The organism is Pseudomonas anguilliseptica, from assembly GCF_900105355.1.
Taxonomy (GTDB): domain Bacteria; phylum Pseudomonadota; class Gammaproteobacteria; order Pseudomonadales; family Pseudomonadaceae; genus Aquipseudomonas; species Aquipseudomonas anguilliseptica.
The window spans coordinates 767,058-791,986 of the sequence record NZ_FNSC01000001.1; the positions used below are offsets into that span (position 1 = coordinate 767,058).

At 62.7% G+C, this 24,929-nt stretch carries 21 protein-coding genes, 1 pseudogene and 1 riboswitch; of the genes and pseudogenes, 7 read left to right on the plus strand and 15 right to left on the minus strand.

Going from position 1 to position 24,929, the window contains the following annotated elements; genetic code table 11:
- Positions 1–33: 33 nt before the first annotated feature.
- Positions 34–1,248 (minus strand): phosphoserine phosphatase SerB, encoded by a 1,215-nt coding sequence (gene serB / locus BLW24_RS03685; protein WP_090376836.1) that lies wholly within the window; start codon positions 1,246–1,248, stop codon positions 34–36.
- A 174-nt stretch (positions 1,249–1,422) separates the two neighbouring features.
- Here serB and BLW24_RS03690 point away from each other — a divergent pair, with 174 nt between their 5' ends.
- A complete protein-coding gene (locus tag BLW24_RS03690; RefSeq protein ID WP_090376839.1) occupies positions 1,423–2,955 on the plus strand; it encodes an AhpA/YtjB family protein in 1,533 nt (510 codons plus the stop codon).
- A gap of 51 nt (positions 2,956–3,006) precedes the next feature.
- On the opposite strand, the gene BLW24_RS03695 is transcribed toward BLW24_RS03690, so the two are convergent.
- From BLW24_RS03695 to thiC, 10 genes are all read right to left on the minus strand, one after another.
- A complete protein-coding gene (locus tag BLW24_RS03695; RefSeq protein WP_090376842.1) occupies positions 3,007–3,711 on the minus strand; it encodes a PqiC family protein in 705 nt (234 codons plus the stop codon).
- A 155-nt stretch (positions 3,712–3,866) separates the two neighbouring features.
- On the minus strand, positions 3,867–6,116 hold the full coding sequence (gene parC, locus BLW24_RS03700; RefSeq protein WP_090376845.1) for a DNA topoisomerase IV subunit A: 2,250 nt from the start codon (positions 6,114–6,116) through the stop codon (positions 3,867–3,869).
- Between the two features lie 7 nt (positions 6,117–6,123).
- A complete protein-coding gene (locus tag BLW24_RS03705; protein ID WP_090376848.1) occupies positions 6,124–6,648 on the minus strand; it encodes a retropepsin-like aspartic protease family protein in 525 nt (174 codons plus the stop codon).
- Positions 6,645–7,628, minus strand: a complete 984-nt coding sequence (locus tag BLW24_RS03710) for an esterase-like activity of phytase family protein (protein WP_090376851.1) — start codon at positions 7,626–7,628, stop codon at positions 6,645–6,647. The genes BLW24_RS03705 and BLW24_RS03710 overlap by 4 nt, the downstream gene beginning before the upstream one ends.
- On the minus strand, positions 7,628–9,532 hold the full coding sequence (parE, locus tag BLW24_RS03715; protein WP_090376854.1) for a DNA topoisomerase IV subunit B: 1,905 nt from the start codon (positions 9,530–9,532) through the stop codon (positions 7,628–7,630). The genes BLW24_RS03710 and parE overlap by 1 nt, the downstream gene beginning before the upstream one ends.
- 15 nt (positions 9,533–9,547) lie before the next feature.
- On the minus strand, positions 9,548–10,159 hold the full coding sequence (locus BLW24_RS03720) for a YqiA/YcfP family alpha/beta fold hydrolase (protein ID WP_090376857.1): 612 nt from the start codon (positions 10,157–10,159) through the stop codon (positions 9,548–9,550).
- Between the two features lie 55 nt (positions 10,160–10,214).
- Entirely contained in the window at positions 10,215–11,036 is an 822-nt protein-coding gene (cpdA, locus tag BLW24_RS03725) for a 3',5'-cyclic-AMP phosphodiesterase (protein ID WP_090376860.1), read from the minus strand.
- A 173-nt stretch (positions 11,037–11,209) separates the two neighbouring features.
- Positions 11,210–11,674 carry a DUF1249 domain-containing protein gene (locus tag BLW24_RS03730; RefSeq protein WP_090376863.1) on the minus strand — a complete coding sequence of 155 codons (465 nt, stop codon included), beginning with the start codon at positions 11,672–11,674 and terminating at the stop codon, positions 11,210–11,212.
- Positions 11,665–12,264 (minus strand): NUDIX domain-containing protein, encoded by a 600-nt coding sequence (locus BLW24_RS03735; RefSeq protein ID WP_090376867.1) that lies wholly within the window; start codon positions 12,262–12,264, stop codon positions 11,665–11,667. The genes BLW24_RS03730 and BLW24_RS03735 overlap by 10 nt, the downstream gene beginning before the upstream one ends.
- A gap of 88 nt (positions 12,265–12,352) precedes the next feature.
- Complete coding sequence (thiC, locus tag BLW24_RS03740) at positions 12,353–14,245, minus strand: phosphomethylpyrimidine synthase ThiC (protein WP_090376870.1); 1,893 nt, start codon at positions 14,243–14,245, stop codon at positions 12,353–12,355.
- Positions 14,246–14,330: 85 nt separating this feature from the next.
- Positions 14,331–14,438: riboswitch (TPP riboswitch) on the minus strand.
- Positions 14,439–14,653: 215 nt separating this feature from the next.
- Between thiC and BLW24_RS03745 the strand changes: the two genes are divergently transcribed.
- Positions 14,654–16,096 carry a TolC family outer membrane protein gene (locus BLW24_RS03745; RefSeq protein ID WP_090376872.1) on the plus strand — a complete coding sequence of 481 codons (1,443 nt, stop codon included), beginning with the start codon at positions 14,654–14,656 and terminating at the stop codon, positions 16,094–16,096.
- 106 nt (positions 16,097–16,202) lie between these two features.
- Here BLW24_RS03745 and waaA read toward each other — a convergent pair whose 3' ends face one another.
- Both waaA and BLW24_RS03755 read right to left on the minus strand, forming a co-directional pair.
- A complete protein-coding gene (gene waaA, locus BLW24_RS03750; protein ID WP_090387622.1) occupies positions 16,203–17,495 on the minus strand; it encodes a lipid IV(A) 3-deoxy-D-manno-octulosonic acid transferase in 1,293 nt (430 codons plus the stop codon).
- Between the two features lie 52 nt (positions 17,496–17,547).
- On the minus strand, positions 17,548–18,432 hold the full coding sequence (locus BLW24_RS03755; RefSeq protein ID WP_090376876.1) for a LysR family transcriptional regulator: 885 nt from the start codon (positions 18,430–18,432) through the stop codon (positions 17,548–17,550).
- An 87-nt stretch (positions 18,433–18,519) separates the two neighbouring features.
- Between BLW24_RS03755 and BLW24_RS03760 the strand changes: the two genes are divergently transcribed.
- The 4 genes from BLW24_RS03760 (at position 18,520) to BLW24_RS03775 (ending at position 21,987) form a co-directional block, all read left to right on the plus strand.
- The gene (locus BLW24_RS03760; protein ID WP_090376881.1) at positions 18,520–18,852 is read left to right on the plus strand and encodes a DMT family transporter; all 333 of its coding nucleotides are present in this window, start codon (positions 18,520–18,522) and stop codon (positions 18,850–18,852) included.
- A gap of 202 nt (positions 18,853–19,054) precedes the next feature.
- Positions 19,055–20,227 (plus strand): NAD(P)/FAD-dependent oxidoreductase, encoded by a 1,173-nt coding sequence (locus tag BLW24_RS03765; RefSeq protein WP_090376884.1) that lies wholly within the window; start codon positions 19,055–19,057, stop codon positions 20,225–20,227.
- A complete protein-coding gene (locus BLW24_RS03770; protein ID WP_090376887.1) occupies positions 20,227–21,042 on the plus strand; it encodes an aldo/keto reductase in 816 nt (271 codons plus the stop codon). Before BLW24_RS03765 ends, BLW24_RS03770 begins: the two co-directional genes overlap by 1 nt.
- A gap of 69 nt (positions 21,043–21,111) precedes the next feature.
- A complete protein-coding gene (locus BLW24_RS03775; protein WP_090376890.1) occupies positions 21,112–21,987 on the plus strand; it encodes a metal ABC transporter ATPase in 876 nt (291 codons plus the stop codon).
- Between the two features lie 202 nt (positions 21,988–22,189).
- Here BLW24_RS03775 and BLW24_RS03780 read toward each other — a convergent pair whose 3' ends face one another.
- Positions 22,190–23,398, minus strand: a complete 1,209-nt coding sequence (locus tag BLW24_RS03780) for an acyl-CoA dehydrogenase family protein (protein WP_090376895.1) — start codon at positions 23,396–23,398, stop codon at positions 22,190–22,192.
- 12 nt (positions 23,399–23,410) lie between these two features.
- Positions 23,411–24,487: pseudogene (locus BLW24_RS03785) on the minus strand (acyl-CoA dehydrogenase family protein); the annotation flags it as partial.
- Positions 24,488–24,531: 44 nt separating this feature from the next.
- Here BLW24_RS03785 and tnpB point away from each other — a divergent pair.
- Positions 24,532–24,927 carry an IS66 family insertion sequence element accessory protein TnpB gene (gene tnpB / locus BLW24_RS03790; protein WP_244161054.1) on the plus strand — a complete coding sequence of 132 codons (396 nt, stop codon included), beginning with the start codon at positions 24,532–24,534 and terminating at the stop codon, positions 24,925–24,927.
- The last annotated feature ends 2 nt before the right edge of the window (positions 24,928–24,929 follow it).

The following is a 24,929-nucleotide window of genomic DNA, read 5'->3' on the forward strand; positions in this document are numbered from 1 at the left end:
AAAGCCGACGCATGCGTCGGCTTTTTTATCGCCCTATTCCAGGCCGTCGCGATCGCGAAAGCCGAGCAGATAGAGAATACCGTCCAGGCCCAGAGTAGAGATCGCCTGTTTGGCCGATTGCTTGACCAGCGGCTTGGCACGGAACGCCACACCCAGCCCGGCAATGGCCAGCATCGGCAGGTCGTTGGCACCATCGCCCACGGCGATGGTCTGCTCCAGGCGCAACCCCTCCTTGACTGCCAGCTCACGCAGCAAATCGGCTTTGCGCTGGGCATCGACAATCGGCTCGACTGCGACACCCGTGACCAGACCATCAACAATCTGCAGTTCATTGGCAAACACATAGTCGATGCCCAGCTTGGCCTGCAGCTGCTTGGCAAAGTAGGTAAAGCCACCGGAAAGGATCGCCGTCTTGTACCCCAGACGGCGCAGCTCGCTGAACAGGGTTTCTGCGCCTTCGGTCAGGCGCAACGAAGCGCCGATATCGGCCAGCACGGTTTCTGGCAGGCCCTTCAGCAGCGCCAGACGCTCGCGGAAGCTGGCGGCGAAATCCAGTTCGCCGCGCATCGCCCGCTCGGTAATCTCCGAGACCTGCTCACCGACGCCAGCGGCCTTGGCCAGCTCATCGATCACTTCAGCCTCGATCAGCGTCGAATCCATGTCGAATACCGCCAAACGGCGATTACGGCGGAACAGCGAATCGCGCTGGAAAGCGATATCGACATTCAGCTCCTGCGCCACGCTGAGGAACTCGGCACGCAGAGCAGCCGGGTCGGCAGGCTCGCCACGCACGGAAAACTCGATGCAGCCCTTGCCCTGCTCGGCCGGCATATCCAGCGGCATGCGCCCGGAGAGGCGGTCGATATGGTCGATGTTCAGGTCATATCGCGCAGTAATCGCACTGACCCGCTGCAGCTGCTCGGCGGTGACCTTGCGCGTAAGCAGGGTGACGATATGCCGAGCCTTACCCTGGCCACTGACCCACTGCTGGTAGTCGGACTCGGATACCGGGGTGAAACGCACCTGCTGATCGAGCTTGTAGGCGGTAAAGAGGATGTCCTTGAGTACCGACGAGGCGCGCTCGTTATCCGGAATCTCGACCAGAATGCCGAACGACAGGGTGTCATGGATCACCGCCTGGCCAATATCGAGGATATTCACCCCGCCCTGGGCCAGCACGCCGGTGATGGCGGCAGTCAAACCGGGGCGATCTTCGCCGGTGATATTGATCAGGACGATTTCGCGCAAGGCTCGGTCTCCAGTACAGCGTCAGGGGCAGCGGCTTGCTGAACAGGTCACAAGCCGTGGAAAAGGCGCACATTCTACCCATTATCAGCGGTAAACAGCCACGCACGGCGCTTTGCCCACTGCAGGGGCACCGCTATACTGCGCGCCAACTACAGTCGACATGAGCCGAGCTCTGTGAACCGGCCCGCCCCCGTAAAACCCGATAATTTCTTTCTGCTGCTGTTCCAGGCCCTGCGCCAGCGGCGCATTCCCCTGGCGCTGCGCATTGCCAGCCACAGCCTGCTGCTGGTAGCCCTGGCCCTGGTGATCTATGGCTGGGTGATCGGCATGCAGTTCAAGCATGCCATGCAACAACAAGCCGAAGCCCTGGGCACCAGCCTGATTACCCAGACGGCTGCCTCGGCGACCGAGCTGCTGGTGTCCAACGACATCCTCAGCCTCAACGTGCTGCTCAATAATCTGGTGAAAAACCCGCTGGTGGCCCACGCCGCTATCTACAGCGTGGACAACCGTATCCTCGCCGAAGCCGGTTCGCGTCCCAGTCAGAGCATGCTCGGTGAAACCGAAGGGCTGTATTCGACGCCGATTACCTTTCAGGAAGTGATCGCCGGGCAGCTGCGCATCAGCCTGGATATGCAGCAGTTCCAGCAACCGATGACTATCAGTCTGCAGAGCATGGGCATCCTCAGCCTGATTCTGCTGGCCCTGACCCTGTCGCTGAGCATGCGCCTGGGTCGGCATATCTCTACCCCGCTGCTGCAGCTGCGCGCCTGGCTGCGTGACCCGGATGATCCGGCACCCGGCGCAGGTCGCCAGGATGAAATCGGCGACCTGGCACGCCAGCTGCAAACACGCCTGGTGCCGGAAAAACCTGCGCTGCCTGAAGAAGAGGAAGAACCGTTCTACGATGAGCCGGCCGCCCAGGACGATGATGACTACCTGCCAGAGTCGTTCGACGATGAGCCGGACTTCGAAGTGCGTGACCTGCGCGATGATCGCTTCGATGAGCAAGACGAGTTGGTCGAGCCGCTGCAAAGCGATGACCTGCCATACGCTGATAGCGCAGTGGACGATCCGTTTTCCGAGCTACGCGATCAAACCGAGCCTGAAGCTGCGCCAGCCCCCGCGATCCGGCAGCCACTGCCCAGCGCCGTGCTGGCGATCCAGCTGGGCGCACAGGAACAGCTACGCCGCCTGCCGCGTACCCGCCTGATGGAGTTGCTGCAACGCTACCGCGACTGCCTGGACCGGGCTGCCAGCCTGTATCAAGGCGAGCTGCATACCCTCAGCGATGGCAGCAGCCTGATGCTGTTCCACCAGCTGGATATTGGTGAGGACTACCTGACCCACGCCATCTGCTGCGGCGAGCTGATGCGCGCCCTCGGTCATGCCCTGCAGATCGAAGTGGCGGACAGCGGTATCACCCTGCAGCTGCAGCTGGGCCTGACCCTGGGTGAAAACCTCAGCGGCCTCAGCCAGGGCGACCTGCTGCTCAGCGAAACGGCGCAGAACGCTCTGGCGCTGTCACAGCACAGCCGCAACCTGCTACTGGTCGAGCGCAGCATTGCCGACGATGCCCTGGTCAGCCAACGCGCGCGCATTCGCGCCATCGCCAGCCCGCAAGGCGCTTGCTGTGTGGAGCGTTTGCTGGAGCCTTACCCATCGCTGCTGGAGCGCCAGCTGGCGCGCATGCACGAAAACCATTAATCCGACCCAACAAAAAGCCCGCCTGATTGGCGGGCTTTTTGTTGGCGGCGCTTAGAAGCGGAACACTTCGCCTTCATCACGCATTGGCTCAACCACCGGGATACGCGGTGACGCAGGCGGTGCAGGTTTTACTGGCGCCGGCTTGCGCGGCGGCTCAGCCACGACCGGCGCTGGTTTGCCGTGGGTTTCGACGGCTACCGCCAATTGCTCGACCAGCTGCTGCACCACCAGGCTCTGCGCCCGCACCTGATCAACGATGGTGCCGCTGTGGGCTTCTTCCAGACGCACCAGGCGCCCGTCAAGCAGCTTGCCTTCGGCACCCACCAGACGCCACTGCGCTTCCAGCACGGCCGGACGCTGCGGGCCTGAATCCAGACGGGTAATCGACAGCCCCAGGCGCACCTGCGGCACGAAACCAGCGGTAGCAGGCGCCAGCACCAGACGCTGACTGTCCAGACGCGAGGCCAATTGACGCAACAGCTGCTGATCGATATCGGCAGCCAAACTGCCAGCCCAGCGCGCATCTTCGGCGGCGATCAGGCTGCCGTCGGCCTGGCGCTGCAACAGGGCTTCGCGCTGCAGGTAATCGGCAATCGCCACCGGCCCGAGTAACACGGCAATGCCCTGCTCGGCGGCGGGAACGTGAATTTCTCCGCTATCGAGCTGGTACAGCGGTGCTTGCTGATAACGCATACAGCCCGTCAGGCCAAGTACGCCCACCAGCAGGAGAATTCCGGGAAAACGCAGTGCAATCATCTCTCTCATCCAGCCGACCAGTCTGCCGGCGTGCATACACATTAAGTGCCAGCGGGTCGCTTGCGTGACCCGCCTTACGGCCGCGTATCATCCTTGAAAGCCGTTCACGACTCCAGCACAGCACTGTGCCAGCATGCGCCTGGGCGAGCAGCAGCCTATTCGACCAGCAGGCTGTCAACGCGCTGGAAGCCGCGCGGCAGCTTGTTACCGCGACGGCCGCGCTCACCTTTGTAATGCTCCAGGTCATCGGCCTTGAGCGACAGAGTACGCTTCCCGGCTTGCAATACCAGGGTGCTGCCTGCCGGCAGCACGGCCAGATCGGTGAGATACTCCTCGCGCGAAGCAACCCGCTCACCCGGGATGCCGATGATCTTGTTGCCCTTGCCCTTGCCCAGCTGCGGCAGATCGCGCACCGGGAACAGCAGCAAACGACCTTCGGTGGTTACCGCCGCCAGCCAGTCTTCCTCACGGTTAGCCAACGGTTTCGGTGGCACCACCAGCGCGCCGGCTGGCAGGCTGAGCAAGGCCTTGCCGGCCTTGTTCTTGGCCTGCAGGTCTTCGCCCTTGACCACGAAGCCGTAGCCGGCGTCGGAGGCGATCACATACAGCGCATTGTCATCGGGCAGCAGCACGCATTCGAAGGTCGCCCCCGGTGGCGGCGTCAGGCGCCCGGTCAGCGGCTCTCCCTGCCCCCGGGCGGACGGCAGCGAATGCGCGGCAAGCGAGTAGCTGCGCCCGGTGGAGTCGATAAACACCGCGTACTGGTTGGAGCGGCCCGGCGCGGCAGTCTTGAAGCCATCGCCGGCCTTGTACGACAGGCCAGTGGCGTCGATATCGTGGCCCTTGGCGCAGCGCACCCAGCCTTTCTCCGAGATCACCACGGTTACCGGCTCGGTCGGCATCAGCTCGGTTTCGCTGAGTGCCTTGGCTTCGGCGCGGGCAACGATCGGCGAACGACGGTCGTCGCCGTACTTCTCAGCGTCATCGAGGATTTCCTGGCGCACCAGCTTCTTCAGCTTGGCTTCGCTGCCGAGCAGAGCCAGCAGCTTGTCGCGCTCCTTGGCCAGCTCGTCCTGCTCGCCACGGATCTTCATCTCTTCCAGGCGCGCCAGCTGGCGCAGGCGGGTGTCGAGGATATAGTCAGCCTGCACGTCCGTCAGACCAAAACGCTCCATCAGCACCGACTTCGGCTGGTCTTCCGTACGGATGATATGGATCACTTCATCCAGGTTGAGGAAGGCGGTGAGCAAACCCTCCAACAAATGCAGGCGCTTCTCGACCTTGTCCAGGCGGAACTGCAGGCGGCGGCGCACGGTGCCGACGCGGTACACCAGCCACTCGGTGAGCAGGGTGCGCAGGTTTTTCACCGACGGTTTGCCGTCCAGGCCAATCACGTTGGTGTTGACCCGGTAACTGGACTCCAGCTCGGTGGTGGCGAACAGGTGCTGCATCAACTCGTCGGCATCCACCCGGTTGGAGCGCGGGATAATCACGATGCGGCACGGGTGCTCGTGGTCCGACTCATCGCGCAGGTCGGCGACCATTGGCAGCTTCTTCGCCTGCATCTGCGCGGCAATCTGCTCCAGCACCTTGGCCCCGGAGACCTGGTGCGGCAGCGCGGTGACCACGATATCGCCGTCTTCAACCCTGTAGACCGCACGCATACGCACCGAGCCGCGGCCGGTCTCGTAGATCTTCAGCAGGTCGGCCTTGGGTGTAATGACTTCCGCTTCAGTCGGATAGTCCGGGCCCTGGATGTGCTCGCACAACTGCTCGACGCTGGCATTCGGCTCGTCCAGCAGGCGAATGCAGGCCGACGCAACCTCGCGCAGGTTATGCGGCGGTACGTCAGTGGCCATACCCACGGCGATACCCGTGGTGCCGTTAAGCAGAATGTTCGGCAGGCGCGCCGGCAAGGTCGCCGGCTCATTCAGGGTGCCATCGAAGTTCGGCACCCAGTCCACGGTGCCCTGGCCCAGCTCGGTCAGCAGGACTTCCGAATAACGCGACAGGCGCGCTTCGGTGTAACGCATGGCGGCGAAGGATTTTGGATCGTCCGGCGCCCCCCAGTTACCCTGGCCGTCGACCAGGGTGTAGCGGTAGCTGAACGGCTGCGCCATCAGCACCATGGCTTCGTAGCAGGCGCTATCGCCGTGCGGGTGAAACTTACCGAGCACGTCACCAACGGTACGCGCCGACTTCTTGTGCTTGGAGTCGGCGTCCAGGCCCAGCTCGCTCATGGCGTAGACGATGCGTCGCTGCACCGGCTTCAAGCCGTCGCCGATATGCGGCAGCGCACGGTCCATGATCACGTACATGGAGTAATTGAGGTAAGCCTGCTCGGTAAAATCGGCAAGGGAACGGCGCTCAACACCGTCCAGGCTCAAATCGAGGGATTCGCTCATGCGTGCCTCATTGCAAGGTTGATTGGCGCAGCATCAAGGTGCCGCCGCGCTGGGTAAATTCGAGTTGTTTCAGGGCACTCATGCCCAGTAATACGTCATCGCCGCCCATGCCGGGGGCAATCAAAGCCTCTACATCGGTCAGTACGATATCGCCCAGCTGCAAGCGCTGCAGGCGCGTACGGTGGGCTGTGGAGCGGCCATTGGCGGTGCTGATGGTGATTGCCGCGCCCGCCTGCAAACCCAGGCGCTGCGCCACTTCAGTCGGCACCGCGACCTGCGTCGCACCGGTATCGAGGAGGAAGGTCACGTCCTCGCCATTGATCTTGCCGCCCGCCATATAGTGGCCCTGACGACTGCTGGCCAGGTGCACTTCGACATAGCCGCTGCCATGCAACGACTCGGGCGCCTGATTGGGGTTGCGCTGAGCGTCTTCCCAGTCGCCGAAGAATTTGGTCGCCAGCAACAAAGCAGCGCCCCAGGCCAGCACCAGCATCACCCGTCCGGCACGCTTGCCCGCAGGCTGCTCGCTCACGGTTTGCTACCCCAGCCGCCTTTGGGTGCGGCAAAACGCCAGATAATTGGCCGCGATTCGCCGTCTGCACGGCGGAAGCGGCCATTATCAACGCCGATCCAGGCGCCGTCCTGATCCACCCACAAGGCCTCGGCCAGACCATAGGACGGCGCATAGAGCCGCTCCGGAGTCAGTGCTTCGGCAGCAAACGACCAGCACTTCTCGACCTGACCAGTGCTCAGGCTGCGTCGGCAAACGCGATGTGCCTGGCGTTCAAGGGTAAACAGCTTTTCGTTATGGAAGGCCAGGCCGGAGAAATCCCGGGGCTGCGGCTTGCCGCCCAGCTGCTCGGGCCCCGTCTCCGTGCCCGCTTCGCTGAACAGCACGCAGCCACCAGTACAACGCCAGATAGCACGCTGCTTGTGCACCACCAGCAAGCCACGGCGCATGCGCTCGGCCGCCAAGTACAGGCGTTCGCCTGCCGGGTCGACGGCAACGCCTTCAAACAACGAGTTGTAGTGCAACAGCATGCCGCTGGCGCGCGCCTGACGAACCAGCCCCTGAGGCAGTTTCAGCCAATTGGGCTCGCCCATCAGCGGTAACTGCAGCACAGCCGCCTTGGCCTCACTGACCAGGTAGCGATTGCCGGCGGCGTCGCAACTGATGCCCTCGAAATCCAGCTCGCCCCCACGTACCAGACCCGCCGCCCAGCTGCGCATGCGCAGCCCCCAGGGCAGGCGCGCATCCGGCGCAGGCGGCGCAATAAAGGTCTCGGCCGTGGCCTGCCACTGCGAGTCATCGGACTCCAGGCGATAGAGCTGCTGATCATCGCGGTCGGATACCGCCCACAGCGCCCCATCGCACCAGGCCAGCCCGGACAGATTGCCACCACTGACGCCACTGACCGCTTGCTCGTTGAGCAATTTCAGCTCTTCCAACGCGGCCGCACTCGCCAACAGCGGTGAGCAGAGCAATAGGCAGACGGCCAACAGCCGCTGCATCAGAGCAACACCTCGGCCAGGTTGCCCTTGGACTCCAGCCAGGATTTACGGTCGCCGGCGCGCTTTTTGGCCAGCAGCATGTCCATGATTTCCTGGGTGCCGGGGTAGTCTTCCAGGGTCAGCTGCACCAGACGCCGGGTGTTGGGGTCCATGGTGGTTTCGCGCAGCTGCGGCGGGTTCATCTCACCCAGGCCTTTAAAGCGGGTGACCTGCGGTTTGCCGCGGCGCTTCTCGGCCACCAGACGGTCGAGAATGCCATCACGCTCAGCCTCATCCAGGGCGTAGAAAATCTCCTTGCCCAGGTCGATGCGGTACAGCGGCGGCATGGCCACATAGACATGACCGGCATCCACCAGCGGGCGGAAATGCTGAACGAACAGCGCGCAGAGCAAGGTGGCGATATGTAGGCCGTCGGAGTCGGCGTCGGCGAGGATGCAGATCTTGCCGTAACGCAGCTGACTGAGATCGCTGGAACCCGGATCGAGGCCAACCGCCACGGCGATGTTATGCACTTCCTGGCTGGCCAGCACTTCGCTGCCGTCGACTTCCCAGGTATTCAGAATCTTTCCACGCAGCGGCAGGATCGCCTGAAACTCTTTGTCCCGCGCCTGTTTGGCCGAACCGCCGGCGGAATCACCTTCCACCAGAAACAGCTCAGAGCGCATCGGGTCCTGCCCCGCGCAATCGGCCAGCTTGCCAGGCAGTGCCGGGCCCTGGGTGATGCGTTTGCGCTCAACTTTCTTACCGGCCTTGAGGCGGCGGTTGGCATTGCTGATCGCCAGTTCGGCAAGCTGCTGCCCCAGTTCCGGGTGGCCGTTAAGCCACAGACTGAAAGCATCTTTCACCACGCCAGAAACGAAGGCGGCCGCCTCACGGGACGACAGGCGTTCCTTGGTCTGCCCGGAGAATTGCGCATCCTGCATCTTCATCGACAGGACGAAGGCAATGCGCTCCCAGATGTCTTCAGGGGCCAGTTTGACCCCGCGCGGCAGCAGGCTGCGGAACTCGCAGAACTCGCGCATCGCATCCAGCAGGCCCTGGCGCAGGCCATTGACGTGGGTGCCGCCCTGCGCAGTGGGGATCAGGTTGACGTAGCTTTCCTGCACCGCGTCGCCGCCTTCCGGCAGCCACAGCAGCGCCCAATCTACCGCTTCTTTATTGCCCGCCAAGCTGCCGCAGAAGGGCTCATTGGGTAGCCGTTCAAATTCGCTGACCGCATCCACCAGGTAAGAGCGCAGACCGTCTTCGTACAGCCACTCGACTTTCTCGCCGCTGGCTTTGTCCTCGAAGCTGACCGCAAGCCCCGGGCACAGCACCGCCTTGGCCTTCAGGACGTGCTTGAGACGGCTGACCGAAAACTTGAAGGAGTCGAAATACTTGGCATCCGGCCAGAAATGCACACTGGTACCGGTGTTGCGCTTACCCACCGTGCCGACCACGGCCAGGTCACTGGCTTTGTAGCCGTCGGCAAAACTCATCTGGTATTCGTTGCCGTCGCGTTTGACCGTGACGATCACGCGGGTCGACAGCGCGTTGACCACCGAGATGCCCACGCCATGCAGGCCGCCGGAGAACTGATAGTTCTTGTTGCTGAACTTGCCGCCGGCATGCAGTTTAGTGAGGATCAGCTCAACCCCTGGCACGCCCTCTTCCGGGTGAATATCCACTGGCATGCCGCGACCGTCGTCGAGCACTTCCAGGGAGTTGTCCTCGTGCAGGATCACCTGAATCGATTTGGCATGCCCGGCCAGTGCTTCGTCGACGCTGTTGTCGATGACTTCCTGAGCCAAGTGGTTGGGCCGGCTGGTGTCGGTGTACATGCCCGGGCGTTTGCGCACCGGGTCGAGGCCGGAAAGGACTTCGATGGCATCGGCGTTGTAAGAGCTAGAACCTTGCTGGGCCATGGGGTCTCTTGTTCGTTAATTGAGAGCGGAAAAGTCGATATCCTGCCACAGATGGCGGGGAATACCGGCGAAAGCGAAAAGTACCGGCAAGCGCTCGGCAAAACCCTGAAAGCCGTGATCGCCACCAGCCTGGATACGCAGCGCGCAGGCGCGGTAGTAGCGCTGAGCGTCACGATAGTCGAGAGTTTCGTCAGCGGTCTGCAGCCACACCTGATAGCGCGCCGGGTCTTGCAGCACTGCTACATCCAACTCGGCTAGGGCGGTTACATGGTCGGTCGTCAGCTCCCAGGTCTCATCGCTGTAATAGTTCTTCTGCGGCCCCAGGTAACCATCGAAACGCAAATGCGGGCGCACTGCTGGGTTGATCAACAGCGCCGGCAGCCCGTGGCGTTCGGCCAAGTGGGTCGCATAGTAGCCGCCCAGGGAGCTGCCAACCAGCACGGGCCGACCAAGCTCGGCAATCAGCGCTTCGAGCTGAGCAATTGCCTGGCGCGGATGGTGATGCAGGGCTGGTACTCGCAGCTGCGCGGCCAAGCCCAGATGCGCCATGACGCGCTGCAGCTGGCTGGCCTTGAGCGATGCCGGCGAGCTGTTAAGCCCGTGGATATAGAGAATGGATGTGGTCATGGGGCGGGAGGCTAACCGGTTGCGGCGACCGGCTGCAACCGGTTAGCCAAGCGGCTTAATAGCCTTTGATGGTGTAATCGATTTCGAACTTGATCCCGGTCACCCGCGATACACCGGTTTCCAGGCGACCGTCGTCGAACAGGCGCAGCCAGCGATAGCCTGGCGCGGTTTTATCCACCTGAAACTCTTCGCTGCCCGGGGCGAACTGCACGCAGGTCGAGGGCGACGCCAGCAGGCGAATCGGGCCGCGCTGCTGATCGAGCTCCTGATGGATATGCCCCCAGAGCACCGCACGCACCTGGCTGAACCGTTCCAGCACAGCAAACAGGGCATCCGGATTGCGCAGGCCGATAGGCTCCATCCACTTGCAGCCGATGGACACCGGATGGTGATGCAGGCAGATCAGGTGATGACAATCCGGTTCTTCGCTCAGCGCGCGCTCCAGCAAGGCAAGCTGCTGTTCGTTGAGGTAACCGGGCACAGCACCAGGAATCGAGGAGTCAAGCAGAATCACGCGCCAGTTACCCAGGTCGATCACCGGTTCCAGCAGATCACTGCCGACGCAAGCCTCCTGCATCGCGGGCACTTCATCATGGTTACCGGGGAACCAGCGCGCGGGCGCGGGGATAGCTGCGGTCATCTCGCGGAAACGCTGGTAGGACTCTGCGCTGCCGTCCTGCGAGAGGTCGCCACTGGCCAGGATCAGGTCGATCTGCGGTTGCTCCAGCAGCACACGCTCAATCACCCGCTGCAAGCTATCCTGGGTATCCATGCCCAATAGCTTGCCCGCCCCGTCGGCAAACAGGTGGCTGTCGGATAACTGCACCAGCAGTACCGAGCGATCAACAGCAGTGGTTTTAGTCGGCGCGCCCGGCAAGACCTTCTCCTTGAGCGGAATGCGTGAATTATGCTGGCTAGCCCTGCAGGCGGTAAACCCGCGAAAGGGGAATAGATCACAGAACGTCCGCTGTAAATCCAGCGCCCATCCAAAGGCTAGCGCGTATCGGAATAATGCGCCTGCGACTGATTATCGGCAGAACATGGAAAAACCTAACGGACGGGAGCCAGTTCGTGACCGCAGGCCAGGCAGTGACTCAGCCACTCGCCGAGAAACAGATTGAGCTGAGTCTTCTCATCCGGCTGGTGCATGGCCGCATTGGGATAGGGATAAATGCCGCGAAAACGCCGCGCACTCTGCGCCCCAATGACTTCAGCCATTCGCGCATCGTGGTACACACGCACCTCCATATGCGGCACCGGCAGCCAGGGCAGACTGTGCTCCTGACGCACCGAGAGGGTCGAGGTGTAGGGGCAGGTTTCCAGCACTTCCAGCGCCAGCACGCCCAGCTGCTGTTCACCCTGACTCATGCCCACACGACGCGCCTGCCGATAGGCATCCGGGCCCTCACGCATTTCCGGCAGCAACTGCATCAGGCGCGCATAGTTGGCCTCGCAAGCGGCTTGTAGCTCGACCAGGTCGACCCGATAGCGCTCGCGCAGCAAGTTCACGACCACAACCCCCGCACTTCGCTGCGGTTTAGCGCCAGCCACTGCAGGGCGATGATGCTGGCGGCATTGTCGATACGCCCGTCTTTCAGCGCATCCAAGGCATCTTCCAGCGGCCAGACGTGTACACGAATATCCTCGCCCTCTTCCGCAAGGCCATGCACGCCACCGGCGCCTTCACTGTCGCAACGACCGACGAACAGGTGCACGCGCTCATCCGAGCCACCGGGTGAAGGGTAGTACTGGGTAATTGGCCACAACGACGTCAGCTGTAGATTGGCCTCTTCGATCGCTTCGCGGCGCGCGACCTCTTCGGGCTCCTCGTCCTTGTCGATCAACCCGGCGACCAGCTCCAGCAGCCAGGGATTGGCACTTTTCTCCAACGCACCGACGCGGAACTGCTCGATCAGCACCACACAGTCGCGCTGTGGGTCATAGGGCAGCACGCACACCGCATCGTGTCGCACGAATAGTTCGCGACTCAGCTCCGGGCCCATGCCACCGGCAAACTGGCGATGGCGCAAACGCAGCCGATCGAGCTTGTAGAAGCCGCTGAAGCAGGCTTCGCGCTCGATCACTTGAACATCTTCTCGTTGCATAACGCCCCCTGATTAACAGAAACGGGCCCGAAGGCCCGCCCTGGTTACACCCTATGCTGCTCCGAAACATGGCGCAGCAAAAGCTCTATCAGACCTTGTGGTAGAGCTGCGCACCCTGCGCCTTGAACTCCTCTGCCTTGGCTTGCATGCCCGCCTCTGCATCCAGGTCGAGTGCGGCGATGCGCTGCTCTTCAGCATAGACGCGAACTTCCTGGGTGATCTTCATCGAGCAGAACTTCGGCCCGCACATGGAGCAGAAGTGTGCCACCTTCGCCGAGTCCTTGGGCAGCGTTTCGTCGTGATAACTGCGCGCAGTGTCGGGGTCGAGACCGAGGTTGAACTGATCTTCCCAACGGAACTCAAAGCGCGCCTTGGACAGTGCGTTGTCGCGAATCTGCGCGCCGGGATGGCCTTTGGCCAAGTCCGCAGCATGGGCGGCGATCTTGTAGGTGATGATGCCGGTCTTCACGTCATCCTTGTTCGGCAGCCCCAGGTGCTCCTTGGGCGTGACGTAGCAGAGCATGGCGCAACCGAACCAGCCGATCATCGCCGCGCCAATACCGCTGGTGATGTGGTCGTAGCCCGGGGCGATGTCGGTGGTCAGCGGGCCGAGGGTGTAGAACGGTGCCTCGTCGCAGCACTCCAGCTGCTTGTCCATGTTCTCCTTGATAAGCTGCATCGGCACGTGGCCGGGGCCTTCGATCATGGTCTGCACGTCGTGCTTCCAGGCGATCTTGGTCAGCTCGCCAAGGGTTTCCAGCTCACCGAACTGAGCTTCGTCGTTGGCGTCGGCAATCGAACCCGGACGCAGGCCATCGCCCAGCGAGAAGCTGACGTCGTAGGCCTTCATGATTTCGCAGATGTCTTCGAAGTGGGTGTAGAGGAAGTTCTCTTTATGGTGCGCCAGGCACCACTTGGCCATGATCGAACCACCGCGCGAGACGATGCCGGTGACACGCTTGGCAGTCATCGGCACATAACGCAGCAACACACCGGCGTGAATGGTGAAGTAGTCCACGCCCTGCTCGGCCTGCTCGATCAGGGTGTCGCGGAACAGCTCCCAGGTCAGCTCTTCGGCCGCGCCGCCGACTTTTTCCAAAGCCTGGTAGATCGGCACGGTGCCAATCGGCACCGGCGAGTTGCGAATGATCCATTCGCGGGTTTCGTGAATGTGCTTGCCGGTCGACAGGTCCATAACCGTGTCGGAACCCCAGCGAATGCCCCAGGTCAGCTTGGCCACTTCCTCTTCGATGGAAGAACCCAGCGCTGAGTTGCCGATATTGCCGTTGATCTTCACCAGGAAGTTACGGCCGATGATCATCGGCTCCAGCTCGGTGTGGTTGATGTTGGCCGGGATGATCGCGCGACCGCGGGCAATCTCTTCACGCACAAACTCGGGGGTGATGATCTTCGGCACGCTAGCACCGAAGCTGTGGCCAGGGTGCTGCTGGTCGAGCAAGCCGGCTTCGCGCGCCACTTCCAGCTTCATGTTCTCGCGGATGGCAACGTATTCCATCTCGGCGGTGATGATGCCTTTGCGCGCGTAGTGCATCTGGCTGACGTTAGCCCCGGCCTTGGCGCGGCGCGGGTTGTTGACGTGGGCGAAACGCAGCTTGGTCAGTTCGGCATCGGCAAGGCGCTGCTGGCCGAAGTTGGAGCTCAGCCCAGGCAGGCGTTCGGTGTCGCCACGCGCCTCGATCCACGGCGAACGCACATCGGCCAGGCCCTTGCGCACGTCGATAATGACCTTGGGATCGGTGTACGGGCCGGAGGTGTCATACACCATCACCGGTGCATTGATCTCGCCGCCGAAGTCAGTGGGGGTGACGTCCAGGCTGATCTCGCGCATTGGCACCAAGATGTCCGGGCGCGAGCCCTGTACATAGACTTTCTGCGAACGCGGGAAGGGTTGGATCGACTGCTGGTCGACCTGGGCAGATTCACTCAGGATCGGATTGAGGTTTTTTTCTTGTGTGCTCATCGGCGGCTCTCCAGGGCTATATGTCGGAGCGAACCTGGAGATAAATGAGCGGCGAAAGGTGCACCAGGGCGGTGCCAGAGGCTCGCCGAAGGACAGGCAAGCAGCCCTACGCAGGCCTTAACCTGATCAGGTTCAACGGGATCCGGCAGCTGCCAATCTCAGCCCCGCAATTGGGGCTCCCCGACAAGAACGCGACCAGTCTAATCAACCCCAGGCAATAAAACCAACCCGCGAGTCAAATATTCATGACCCACGCGTCGGATCGTGACGCTCGCATATAACCACCTGGATTGTTGCACCCAGGCAACATAGCTTGTTGCAAACTACACTACAGGCGCCTAAACGGCCCTTGCCCCCCAGGCACGGCCCCTTAGCCTTGCCGATTACCGCCAAATCAGGATCACCCTCATGTTGCGCAGACTCTCTCTGGCTCTCGCTGTGGCCGCCGCGTCCAACGGAATGGCCTGGGCTGCTGAACAAGCCCCACTGTCCACCAAAACTGACCTTGTCACGGTTTACCAGGAAGCCGCCGCCAACAATGCCGACCTAGCCGCCGCCCGTGCTGACTATGAAGCGCGCAGCGAAGTGGTACCCCAGGCCCGTGCCGGACTGCTGCCGAACCTGTCTGCCGGCGCCAACCTGAGCGACACCCGTACCCAGGTCGATTCGCCTGCCAACACCAGCTCGCGCAGCGGCGTGGTGTACCAGGCCAACCTCAGCCAACCACTGTTCCGCGCTGACCGCTGGTTCCAGCTGCAAGCCGCCGAAGCAACCAACGAGCAAGCTGCGCTGGAACTGTCGGCCACCGAACAGAACCTGATTCTGCAGAGCGCCGAAACCTACTTCGCGGTATTGCGTGCCCAGGACAATCTGGCCTCGACCAAGGCCGAAGAAGCCGCATTCAAGCGCCAGCTGGATCAGGCCAATGAGCGCTTCGATGTCGGCCTCTCGGACAAGACCGACGTGCTGGAAGCCCAAGCCGGCTTCGACACCGCCCGCGCCAACCGCATCATCGCCCAGCAACAGGTAGAAGATGCCTTCGAGGCGCTGATCACCCTGACCCACCGCGACTTCGCCGCCCTGGAAGGCATCGAGCACAGCCTGCCGATCCTCGCGCCAACGCCGAACGATGCCAAGGCCTGGGTCGATATTGCCGCTGCGCAGAATCTCAATCTGCAAGCCAGCAACTACGCCGTTGAAGCCGCCGAAGAAACCCTGCGCCAGCGCAAATCCGGCCACGCCCCGACTCTGGATGCGGTTGCCAGCTACCAGAAGGGCGACAACGACAGCCTCGGTTTCAGCAACAATGCCGGCACCATTAACCGCTTCAGTGGTGATGTCGAGCAACGCTCAATCGGCTTGCAACTGAATATCCCGCTGTACAGCGGTGGCCTGACCAACTCCCAGGTGCGCGAGTCCTACCAGCGCCTGAACCAGACCGAGCAGCTGCGTGAAAGCCTGCGCCGTCAGGTGGTGCAGAACACCCGCAACCTGCACCGCGCGGTGAATACCGACGTGGAAACCGTGCAGGCGCGCAAGCAGTCGATCATCTCCAACCAGAGCGCCCTGGAGGCCACCGAAATCGGCTATCAGGTCGGTACGCGTAACATCGTTGACGTGCTCGACGCTCAGCGCCAGCTGTACAGCTCGGTGCGCAACTACAACAACGCGCGTTACGACTACATCCTCAACAACCTACGCCTGAAACAGGCCGCCGGCACCCTCAGCCCGGACGACCTGGCCGCCCTGGAGCAATACCTGAAATCCGACTACAACCCGGACGAAGACTTCCTCCCGCCGGACCTGGCCAAGGCCGCCGAAGCCCAGCTGCGTGGCAACCCGCAGTACTGAGTTGAGCAAGACAAAAAAGCCCGCTGAATTCAGCGGGCTTTTTGTTGGGCAACAGCTAGTAGGAGCGGGCCATGCCCGCGATTGCAATTGCGCGAGCATGGCCCGCTTACCGCTTACTCTTTAACAGACGCTCAAGCCCTGCCAGCAAACGCGCCAGCGCCCCCTGATTGGCCTGCATCACCGCCAACCCCGCCTTACGCATGGCCTGCGCGGCATCAGGCTCACGCCACAGCTGCGCAACGCGCTGCGCCAGACCGTCAGCATCCGCCACGTCAATCAAGGCACCGGAAGCGCGTAACTGCGCGGCAATCTCCAGAAAGTTGAACCGGTGCGGGCCGCTCAGCACCGGTTTGCCCAGCGCCGCCGGCTCCAGCAGGTTATGCCCGCCATTGGCCACCAGACTACCGCCAACAAAGGCGATATCGGCCAGGGCATAAAGAAACAGCAGCTCACCCATGGTGTCGCCGAGCAGCACCTGATCACTCGCCAGCAGCGCTTCGCCAGTGGAACGCCGCCGCGTGTTGAAGCCTTGCCGCTGGCACAACTCGAACACCGCATTGAACCGCTCGGGATGGCGCGGCACCAGAATCAGCAGGGCGCCGGGGTTCTGTCTGAGTAGCTCACTGTGGGCAGCGAGCACGATCTCGTCTTCACCGGCATGGGTGCTTGCGGCGATCCACACCGGGCGCCGCGTGGCCTGCCATTGCTCACGCAAGGCAGCGGCGCGGGTCAACAATGCAGGATCAATCGCCAGATCGAATTTGATCGAGCCGGTGACCTCAACACACTCCGGCCGAGCACCCAGGCTGCGAAAGCGTTCGGCTTCCAGCGCTGTCTGCACCGCCAGCAAATCCAGCTCGGCGAGCATCGGCGCAGTAAGGTTGGCAAAGCGCGCATAACCACGCGCCGAGCGTTCGGAGAGCCGCCCGTTGGCCAGCGCCAACGGGATGCCACGCTTGGCGCACTGGTGAATATGGTTGGGCCACAGCTCGGTTTCCATAATCACCGCCAGCCGTGGCTGCACCTGATCGAGAAAGCGCGCGGCGGCCCAGGGCAGGTCATACGGCAGGTAGCAATGCTGTACCCGGCCGGCGTACTCCGCACCACCGAACATCGCCTGGATACGCTCCGAACCGGTCGGCGTCATGCAAGTAATGGTGATTGGCAACTGCGGGTAACGCGCCAGCAGCTCACGCACCAGCGGCGCGGCGGCGATGCTTTCGCCCACCGACACCGCATGCAACCAGATGCCACCTGGTTTGAGCGCAGGCAGGCCGAGGGCGAAACGCTCGCCGATGCGCTTGGCATAGGCCGGTGCCTGCAAGGCACGCCAAGCCAGACGCCCGGCCACCAGCGGCAGGCCGAAATGAAACAACAGGGTATAGAGGCTTCTATTCATGGCGCGCAGCTTATGCACTTTGACCAATACCGTCGAGTCAGGCGCAGGCCTGCTAGCCGATGGCCTGCAGGTGCTGGGCAAAACACTCAGCCAACCACAAGGCCGCCGGCCCCAGCGCCTCGTCACGGCGGCAGACCAACTCGACCACCAACGGTGGCGGCGTCCAGTCGCTGCTCAATTCCACCAGCTGACTCTGGTAGGTCGGGTACTGCACCACATGGCGCGGCAGCCAGGCCCAGCCCAGGTTACGCATCAGCAGTTCGGCCATCGCGTAGAAGCTGTCCGTGCGCCAGACCGACGGGCTGATTTGCTCGCCGCCCGGGTAGTGACTGTCCTGCGGCGCCATCAGCAGTTGCCTATGTCGCGCCAGCTCACGCCGATCGACATGCCCGGCTCCCGCCAACGCGTGCCCAGCCCCGCACACGGTAACCATCTCGATGGTACCCAGGCGCTGACGTTCCAGGGCGTCAGGCATCTGCTCATGGTGGAACAGCAGACCGAGATCGGCGCGGTGCTCCAGCAGCTTGCGCGCCACATCGCCTTGGGCGCCGCTGGCCAGCTGCACCTCCAGCAGCGGGAACTGTTGCGCCAGCGCCTCCAGACTGTCGAGCACCGGCTGATAGGGCATGGCTTCATCCTGCGCCAAGCGCAGGCGCACCTCTTCACCGCGCACCAGGCCCAGCGCCCGCCCTTCCAGACGCTGACACTGGCGCAGCACCTCGCGCGCCTCCTCCAGCAGAGCCGCGCCGGCATCGGTCAGGCGTGGCTGACGGCCGCTGCTGCGCTCGATCAGACGCACGCCAAGGTCAGCCTCCAGCAAGGCAATCGCATTGCTCACTGCCGATTGTGCGCGCTGCATCTGCCGACCCACGGCGGAGAACGACTGGCCATCGGCGACACTGACAAACAGGCGAATCTGCTCCAGGCTCCACTGCATAACCCATCTCCACTTCAGATAGGTAATCACTTTATCCCATCCGCCATGTCACTAGAATGGCCGCCAGATCACTCTGGAGGCCACATCATGGGCGGCTATCTCTACCTTGCAATTGCCATCACCGCTGAAGTCATCGCCACCACCTCGATGAAGGCCCTGGATGGATTCAGCAAACCCCTGCCCCTGCTACTGGTCGTGGTTGGCTACGCCATCTCGTTCTGGATGCTCAGCCTGGTGGTGAAAACCATCCCGGTCGGCGTCGCCTATGCGGTGTGGGCCGGTATGGGCATTGTGCTGGTGAGCATCGCGGCGGTGTTTCTCTACCAACAACGGCTGGACCTGCCGGCCATGCTCGGCATGGGCCTGATCGTCGCTGGCGTGGTGGTGATTCAGTTGTTCTCGCAAAGCGTCGGCCACTGAGAACCCGCCCAACGCCCGCTGCGCTTCGGCCCTGCGGCGTTAAAAACAGGCTCGGAATGCTCATTTACACCAGTAAACTCCGCTTCCTCGCCTGTTTTTGCCTTGCATGACTCTAGCTCGCGAGACGTTGAGCAGGTTCCGGGGTAAGGCGCTAGCGCGGCCGGGTTATACTGCGCGCCTGTTTTCCCGGTGAGACACCTGCATGTCCCAGGCATTGAGCACTGATGTTTTGATCGTAGGCGGCGGTATCGCCGGCCTTTGGCTGAATGCGCGCCTGCGCCGCCAGGGGTTCGCCACCCTGCTGGTAGAAAACGCCCGCCTCGGTGGCGGCCAGAGTGTGAAATCCCAGGGCATCATCCACGGCGGCGCCAAATACGCCCTGCATGGCGCGCTGACTGGCGCCTCCGAAGCCATCGCCGATATGCCGCGCCGCTGGCGTGAAGCCCTGGCGGGCAACGGCGAGCTGGACCTGAGCGGCGTTCGCCTGCTCTCCGATGCCCACTACCTGTGGTCGCCCGGCAGCCTGGCCGGCAATATCACCAGCTTTTTTGCCAGCAAGGCTGTACGCGGCCGGGTCGATCAGGTCAAGGGCGAGCAGCTGCCACCGGCCCTGCAACACCCGAAATTCAAGGGCAAGGTCTATCGTCTGGCTGAACTGGTGCTGGATGTGCCCAGCCTGATCAGCCGCCTCAGCGAACTGGCCGGCGATGGTTTGCTGGCTGCCGAGCACATAGAGCCGCTGCGGGAAAACGGCGAGCTGGTCGGCCTGATCATCGATGGCCGTGAGATTCGCGCACAACGCATCATTCTCAGCGCCGGGCGTGGCAATGCCGAGCTGCTCAGCGCACTCGACCTCAGCCAACCCGCACAACAACTGCGCCCGCTGCATATGGTCCTGGTCAAAGGTCCAACGTTAAAACCGCTGTACGCCCACTGCCTGGGCGGTGGGCCGAAGCCGCGCGTCACCATCACCACCCACCCGGCGGCCGACGGCCAGTGGGTCTGGTATCTGGGTGGCGATCTGGCCGAAGCCGATGGCGTGGCCCGCGATGAAGCGGCGCAGCTCCTGGCTGCGAAAAAAGAGCTGAGCGAACTGCTGCCCTGGGTCGACCTATCGGCCGCGCAATGGGCCACGCTGCGAGTTGACCGCGCGGAGCCGGCGCAGTCCGGCCTGGTGCGCCCGGACAACGCCTTCCTCCACGAGCAGGACAAGCTGCTGGTGGGCTGGCCGACTAAACTGGCGTTAGCCCCGGACTTTGCTGAGCGTGTACTGGCCGCACTCGATCGCGACGGCATTCAGCCGGCGCAGCACGCACCACTGCCCGCGCTGCCGCGCCCGAGCGTCGCCCCACCCGCCTGGGAGGAACTGTTCTGATGCATCCCCTGCATAGCCTGCACAACCTACACCGCCCACTGGGCGCCACCGAGTTGCTGGTTTCGCCATTGGGCCTGGGCACGGTCAAGCTGGGCCGTGACCAGGGGGTGAAGTATCCCAACGGCTTCACCATCCCCGACGACGCCGCGGCCCGCGAACTGCTGGCCCAGGCCCATGATCTGGGTATCAATCTGATCGACACCGCGCCAGCCTACGGCACCAGCGAAACCCGCCTCGGCCCGCTGTTGCGCGGCCAGCGCCAGCAGTGGGTGATTGTCAGCAAGGTCGGCGAAGAATTCGATAACGGCCAATCGCACTTTGACTTCAGCCCTGCGCATACGCGGCTCTCGGTGGAGCGCAGTCTCAAGCGCCTGGAAACCGACTTTATCGACCTGGTACTGGTGCATTCCGACGGCAACGATGTGGCGATTCTGCGTGACAGTGGCGTGTACGAAACCCTGGCTGAACTCAAACGCGAGGGCAAGATTCGCGGTTTCGGCCTCTCCGGCAAAACCGTTGCAGGTGGCCTGCTCGCCCTTGAGCAGGGTGACTGCGCGATGGTGACCTATAACCTTAATGAGCAAAGCGAGCAGGCCGTACTGGACTACGCCGAGCTACACGGCAAGGGCATCCTGATCAAGAAAGCCCTGGCCAGCGGCCACGCCTGCCTGGCTGACGCAGACCCGGTGCGCGCCAGTTTCGAGCTGATCTTCAGCCATCCGGCGGCCTGCAGCGCGATTATCGGCACCATCAACCCGCAGCACCTGGCGCATAACGTCACCACGGCCGCAGCTGTAATTCAGGATATTGCCTGACGGGTCTCCCCCGTCGATCTGTGCCAAGCTCTCAGGCCATGCCCACGCCGACACCCGCGAGGAGTTGCCATGCCGCGCACTCTGCTCCGCAAAGACCCCAGCAGCTTCAAGACCCTGCAACTCTTTGTTGAAGCCAGCCCGGAAGGCCTGAGTTACCAGGGCCTGGGCATGCCGCTGAACTTTGCGCAGATGCTGGAAAAGCGCAAACCGGTGGCGGTAGCCGACAGCCAGCGCTTTGCCGTGGAGCTGGCCAATCTGGGCGTTTCGGTGCGCCTGACCCTCTGCTGGCAAGGCCGCGAATACTGGGTGCTGGTGCGCCAGCGCCGGGCGGATCGTGGCGATGTGGTACTCAAGCTGATTTCCGGCTATGTGCCAGCCCACGAGCTCAATCTGCCGCTGCTCACCGCGATTCAGGAAGTGGCCGAAGAGTGCCTGCTGGAAACCCCGGCAGGCTGGCTAAGCGGACGCTTTGGCGACACCTGGCTGCCCACGCCCTACCAGAGCAGCCTGCGCTACCGGGAAACCGCGCACTTCAGCCTTAGCCCGCTGTCCGGCGCAGCGCGCCCGGTGCAATGCGGCAACCTCAAGCTGCTCGAACGCCCCCGCGCCTACGTGCACCTGCCGACCGCCTCATTGCAATTGGTGTATGACCTACGCCTGGAGCTGCCCAAGGAGGCGCGCCAACTCAGCCTGTTGCATGTCGATGAGCACCTGGAAGACGGCCAACTGATCGCCCGCCTCAACCGCGCACGCCCCGATCTGTTTCTGATCCCCCTGGCCCAGGGCCGGCCGACTGCCGAGCTGCTGACCCTGAAACAAGGCCAGCTACTGCCGGCTAGCACCCGAGGGCTGTGGCTGGCAGAAAGCTTCGCGCCACAGGATGGCTGGCTGGTGCACGATGAGCGGACTCGCTGGAAGGATTGGCTAAGCCTGCAAGGCATTTGAATGCAGCCGCAGAGGCAATCTGCAACGGCCAAAACCGTAGGGTGGATGACGCTCTTTTCATCCACATTTACCGCGTATCGGTGGATGGGTGAAGCGCCATCCACCCTACAACGGGCTGGCGTAGAGGCAAAAAAGCCCCGCCTAGGCGGGGCAAAAAGGGATTTCAGGCAGGCGGGCTGGCGTCATCCAGCCCGCGTAACAACTACTTCAATTCGCTGGAGCTCTTGTCCAGCAGACGTCTGGCGACGATCAACAACTGGATCTGCTGGGTGCCTTCAAAGATGTCGAGAATTTTCGAGTCGCGCGCCCATTTTTCCAGCAGCTCATCTTCGCCGTAACCCAACGCACCGGCCAGTTCGACACACTTCAGCGTCACCTCGTTGGCCACCCGCCCGGCCTTGGCCTTGGCGATGGAGGCTTCCTTGGAGTTGGGCAGCTTGTTGTCGGCCATCCAGGCGGCCTTCAGGGTTAACAGTCGCGCGGCCTCCCATTCGGCCTCCAGGCGATAGAGGGTCGCCTCGGCATGGCTGACACTCAGCAGCGGCGTGCGGTAATCCAGCTTGCAGACCTTTTTCAGCAGCTCGCGGGTGCGGTCTAGCGAGGCCTTGGCCACACCGATCGCCATGCCGGCGACCAGTGGACGGGTGTTGTCGAAGGTTTCCATCACCCCGGCAAAGCCCTTCTGCACATCAATTTCCGGGTTGCCCAGCAGGTTGGCCGCCGGCACCCGGCAATCCGTGAAACTGATCGAGGCGGTATCCGAAGCCTTGATGCCGAGTTTCTTCTCCAACCGTGTAACGCTCATGCCCTTTGTTCCGTGCTCGACCACGAAGGACTTGATCGCCGCACGACCGAGGCTCTTGTCCAGGGTGGCCCAGACCACTACGGCATCCGCGCGCTCTCCGGAAGTGACAAAGATCTTCTCGCCGTTAAGTACGTAGTGATCGCCATCCTTGATCGCCGTGGTACGAATTGCCGCCGAATCCGAACCACAACCCGGCTCGGTAATCGCCATGGCCGCCCAGATGCCGCCGAAGCGCGTCAACTGCTCATCATTGGCCACCGCCGCAATCGCCGCATTGCCCAAGCCCTGACGCGGCATAGCCAAGAGCAGGCCGACATCGCCCCAGCACAACTCCATCACCCCGAGCAGGGCCGACAGATTGCCGCCATTCTTGATGCCTTCCTGTTGCTCGCGGGCCGCGCCTCGTTTGCTTGCGGAGGTGGCACCGATGGCGTCCGGTGAGCCGGCATTCATGCCATCGAGCAGCGCCGCGAGCAGGTCCAGCTCCTTGGGATAGGCGTGCTCGGCCTTGTCGTATTTGCGTGAAATCGGCCGGAAATAGTTCTCCGCCACCTGATGGGCCTGATTAACCAGGCCACGGAATTTATTGGGGGTTTCCAGGTTCATGGTGATGTGTCCTTAGAGCTGGAGACCGCCGGCCATAATCGCCAGCGCACGCAGATCGCGGTACCAGCGCTCGGCTGGATGTTCTTTGGTAAAGCCGTGGCCGCCGAGCAACTGCACGGCGTCGGTGCCAATCTTCATGGCCTTTTCGCTGCACAGCAGGCGTGCCAGATAGGCTTCGCGCTGGAACGACAAACCCTGCTCGGCACGTGAACACGCGCGCCAGACCATCAGGCGCATGGCGTCGAGCTCCACGGCCATATCGGCGACCGTAAAGGCCACGCCCTGGCGATGACTGATCGGCTCGCCGAAGGCCACGCGCTCATTGCAGTACGGCACCACATAATCCAGCGCCGACTGCGCCGTGCCCACGGCCAACGCGCACCAGGCCAGCCCGGCATAATCGAGAAAGCTCTGGTAATTGAACGACTCGGAGGCCAGTCGCGCCTCAACCGGCACCTTGACCCCATTGAGCCGCACCCGCGCGGTGCTGCCAGCCTTCAGGCCCATGGCCGGCTGCGGGCTGCGCTGCAGGCCTTTGGCGCCGGCTTCGACGATAAACAGCGCAGGGCCGTCCGCCGCCTGCGCCGCGATGATCAGCTGACTGGCATCCAGGCCGCGCAGCACCAGGCACTTTTCACCGCTGAGCACATAGTGTTTACCGCGTTTGCGCGCACGGGTCGCCAGCGTGTGCGGGTCGAACAGCGGCGTCGATTCATTGACCGCAATGGCCATCACCGGCGCAGGCTCCTCAGCGACAAAGGCCGGCAGCCAGCGCGCCTGCTGCGCGGCATTGCCCCAACGGCGGATGCAGTTGGCCGCAGACAAGGGCACCAACAAAGCGGCGGCCAGGGACAGATCGCCCTTGCCCAGTGCTTCGGCAATCAGCGCATTACTCAACGTGGTGCGTTCACCGGCCATGCCGCCCTGCGCCTCGCTGACCGCATAATGGGTCAGCCCCAGCTCGTGCGCCTGATTGAGCAACGCCGCCGGCAGCGCCGCCTGTTCATCGGCATCGTGAGCGAGCGGGCGCAGCACTTCACTGGCGAAGGCTTCGAGCATCTGCTGCTCATCAGATAGGGACAAATCGTAAGCGCTCCATAAACCTCATCTACAAATGATCCGCAGGCCAGCCAATGCTGAGCTCCAATTTCTTTCTGGAGCCAGCCGTCATGATGCGCCCCGACGCCAAAGTCGAAAAAGTCTATCTATACCCCAAGCCGGTGGATTTCCGAAAATCCATCGATGGCCTGGCCGCCCTGGTCGAGCTGGATATCAAGGTGGCGGTGTTCGACCCGGTGCTGTTCGTCTTCCTCAACCGCGCGCGCAGCCGGGTGAAGATTTTGTATTGGGAGCGCAACGGCTTTTGCCTGTGGCTCAAGCGATTGGAGGCTGAACGCTTCAAGTCGCATCCGGAACCTGGCGAAGATGCGATCGTGCTGACGGCCCAGGAGTTGAACTGGTTGTTGGACGGTATCGACCTGTGGCGCAACCGGCCGCACCAGGTTTTGACCCCTAGGTTCGTCACCTGAGC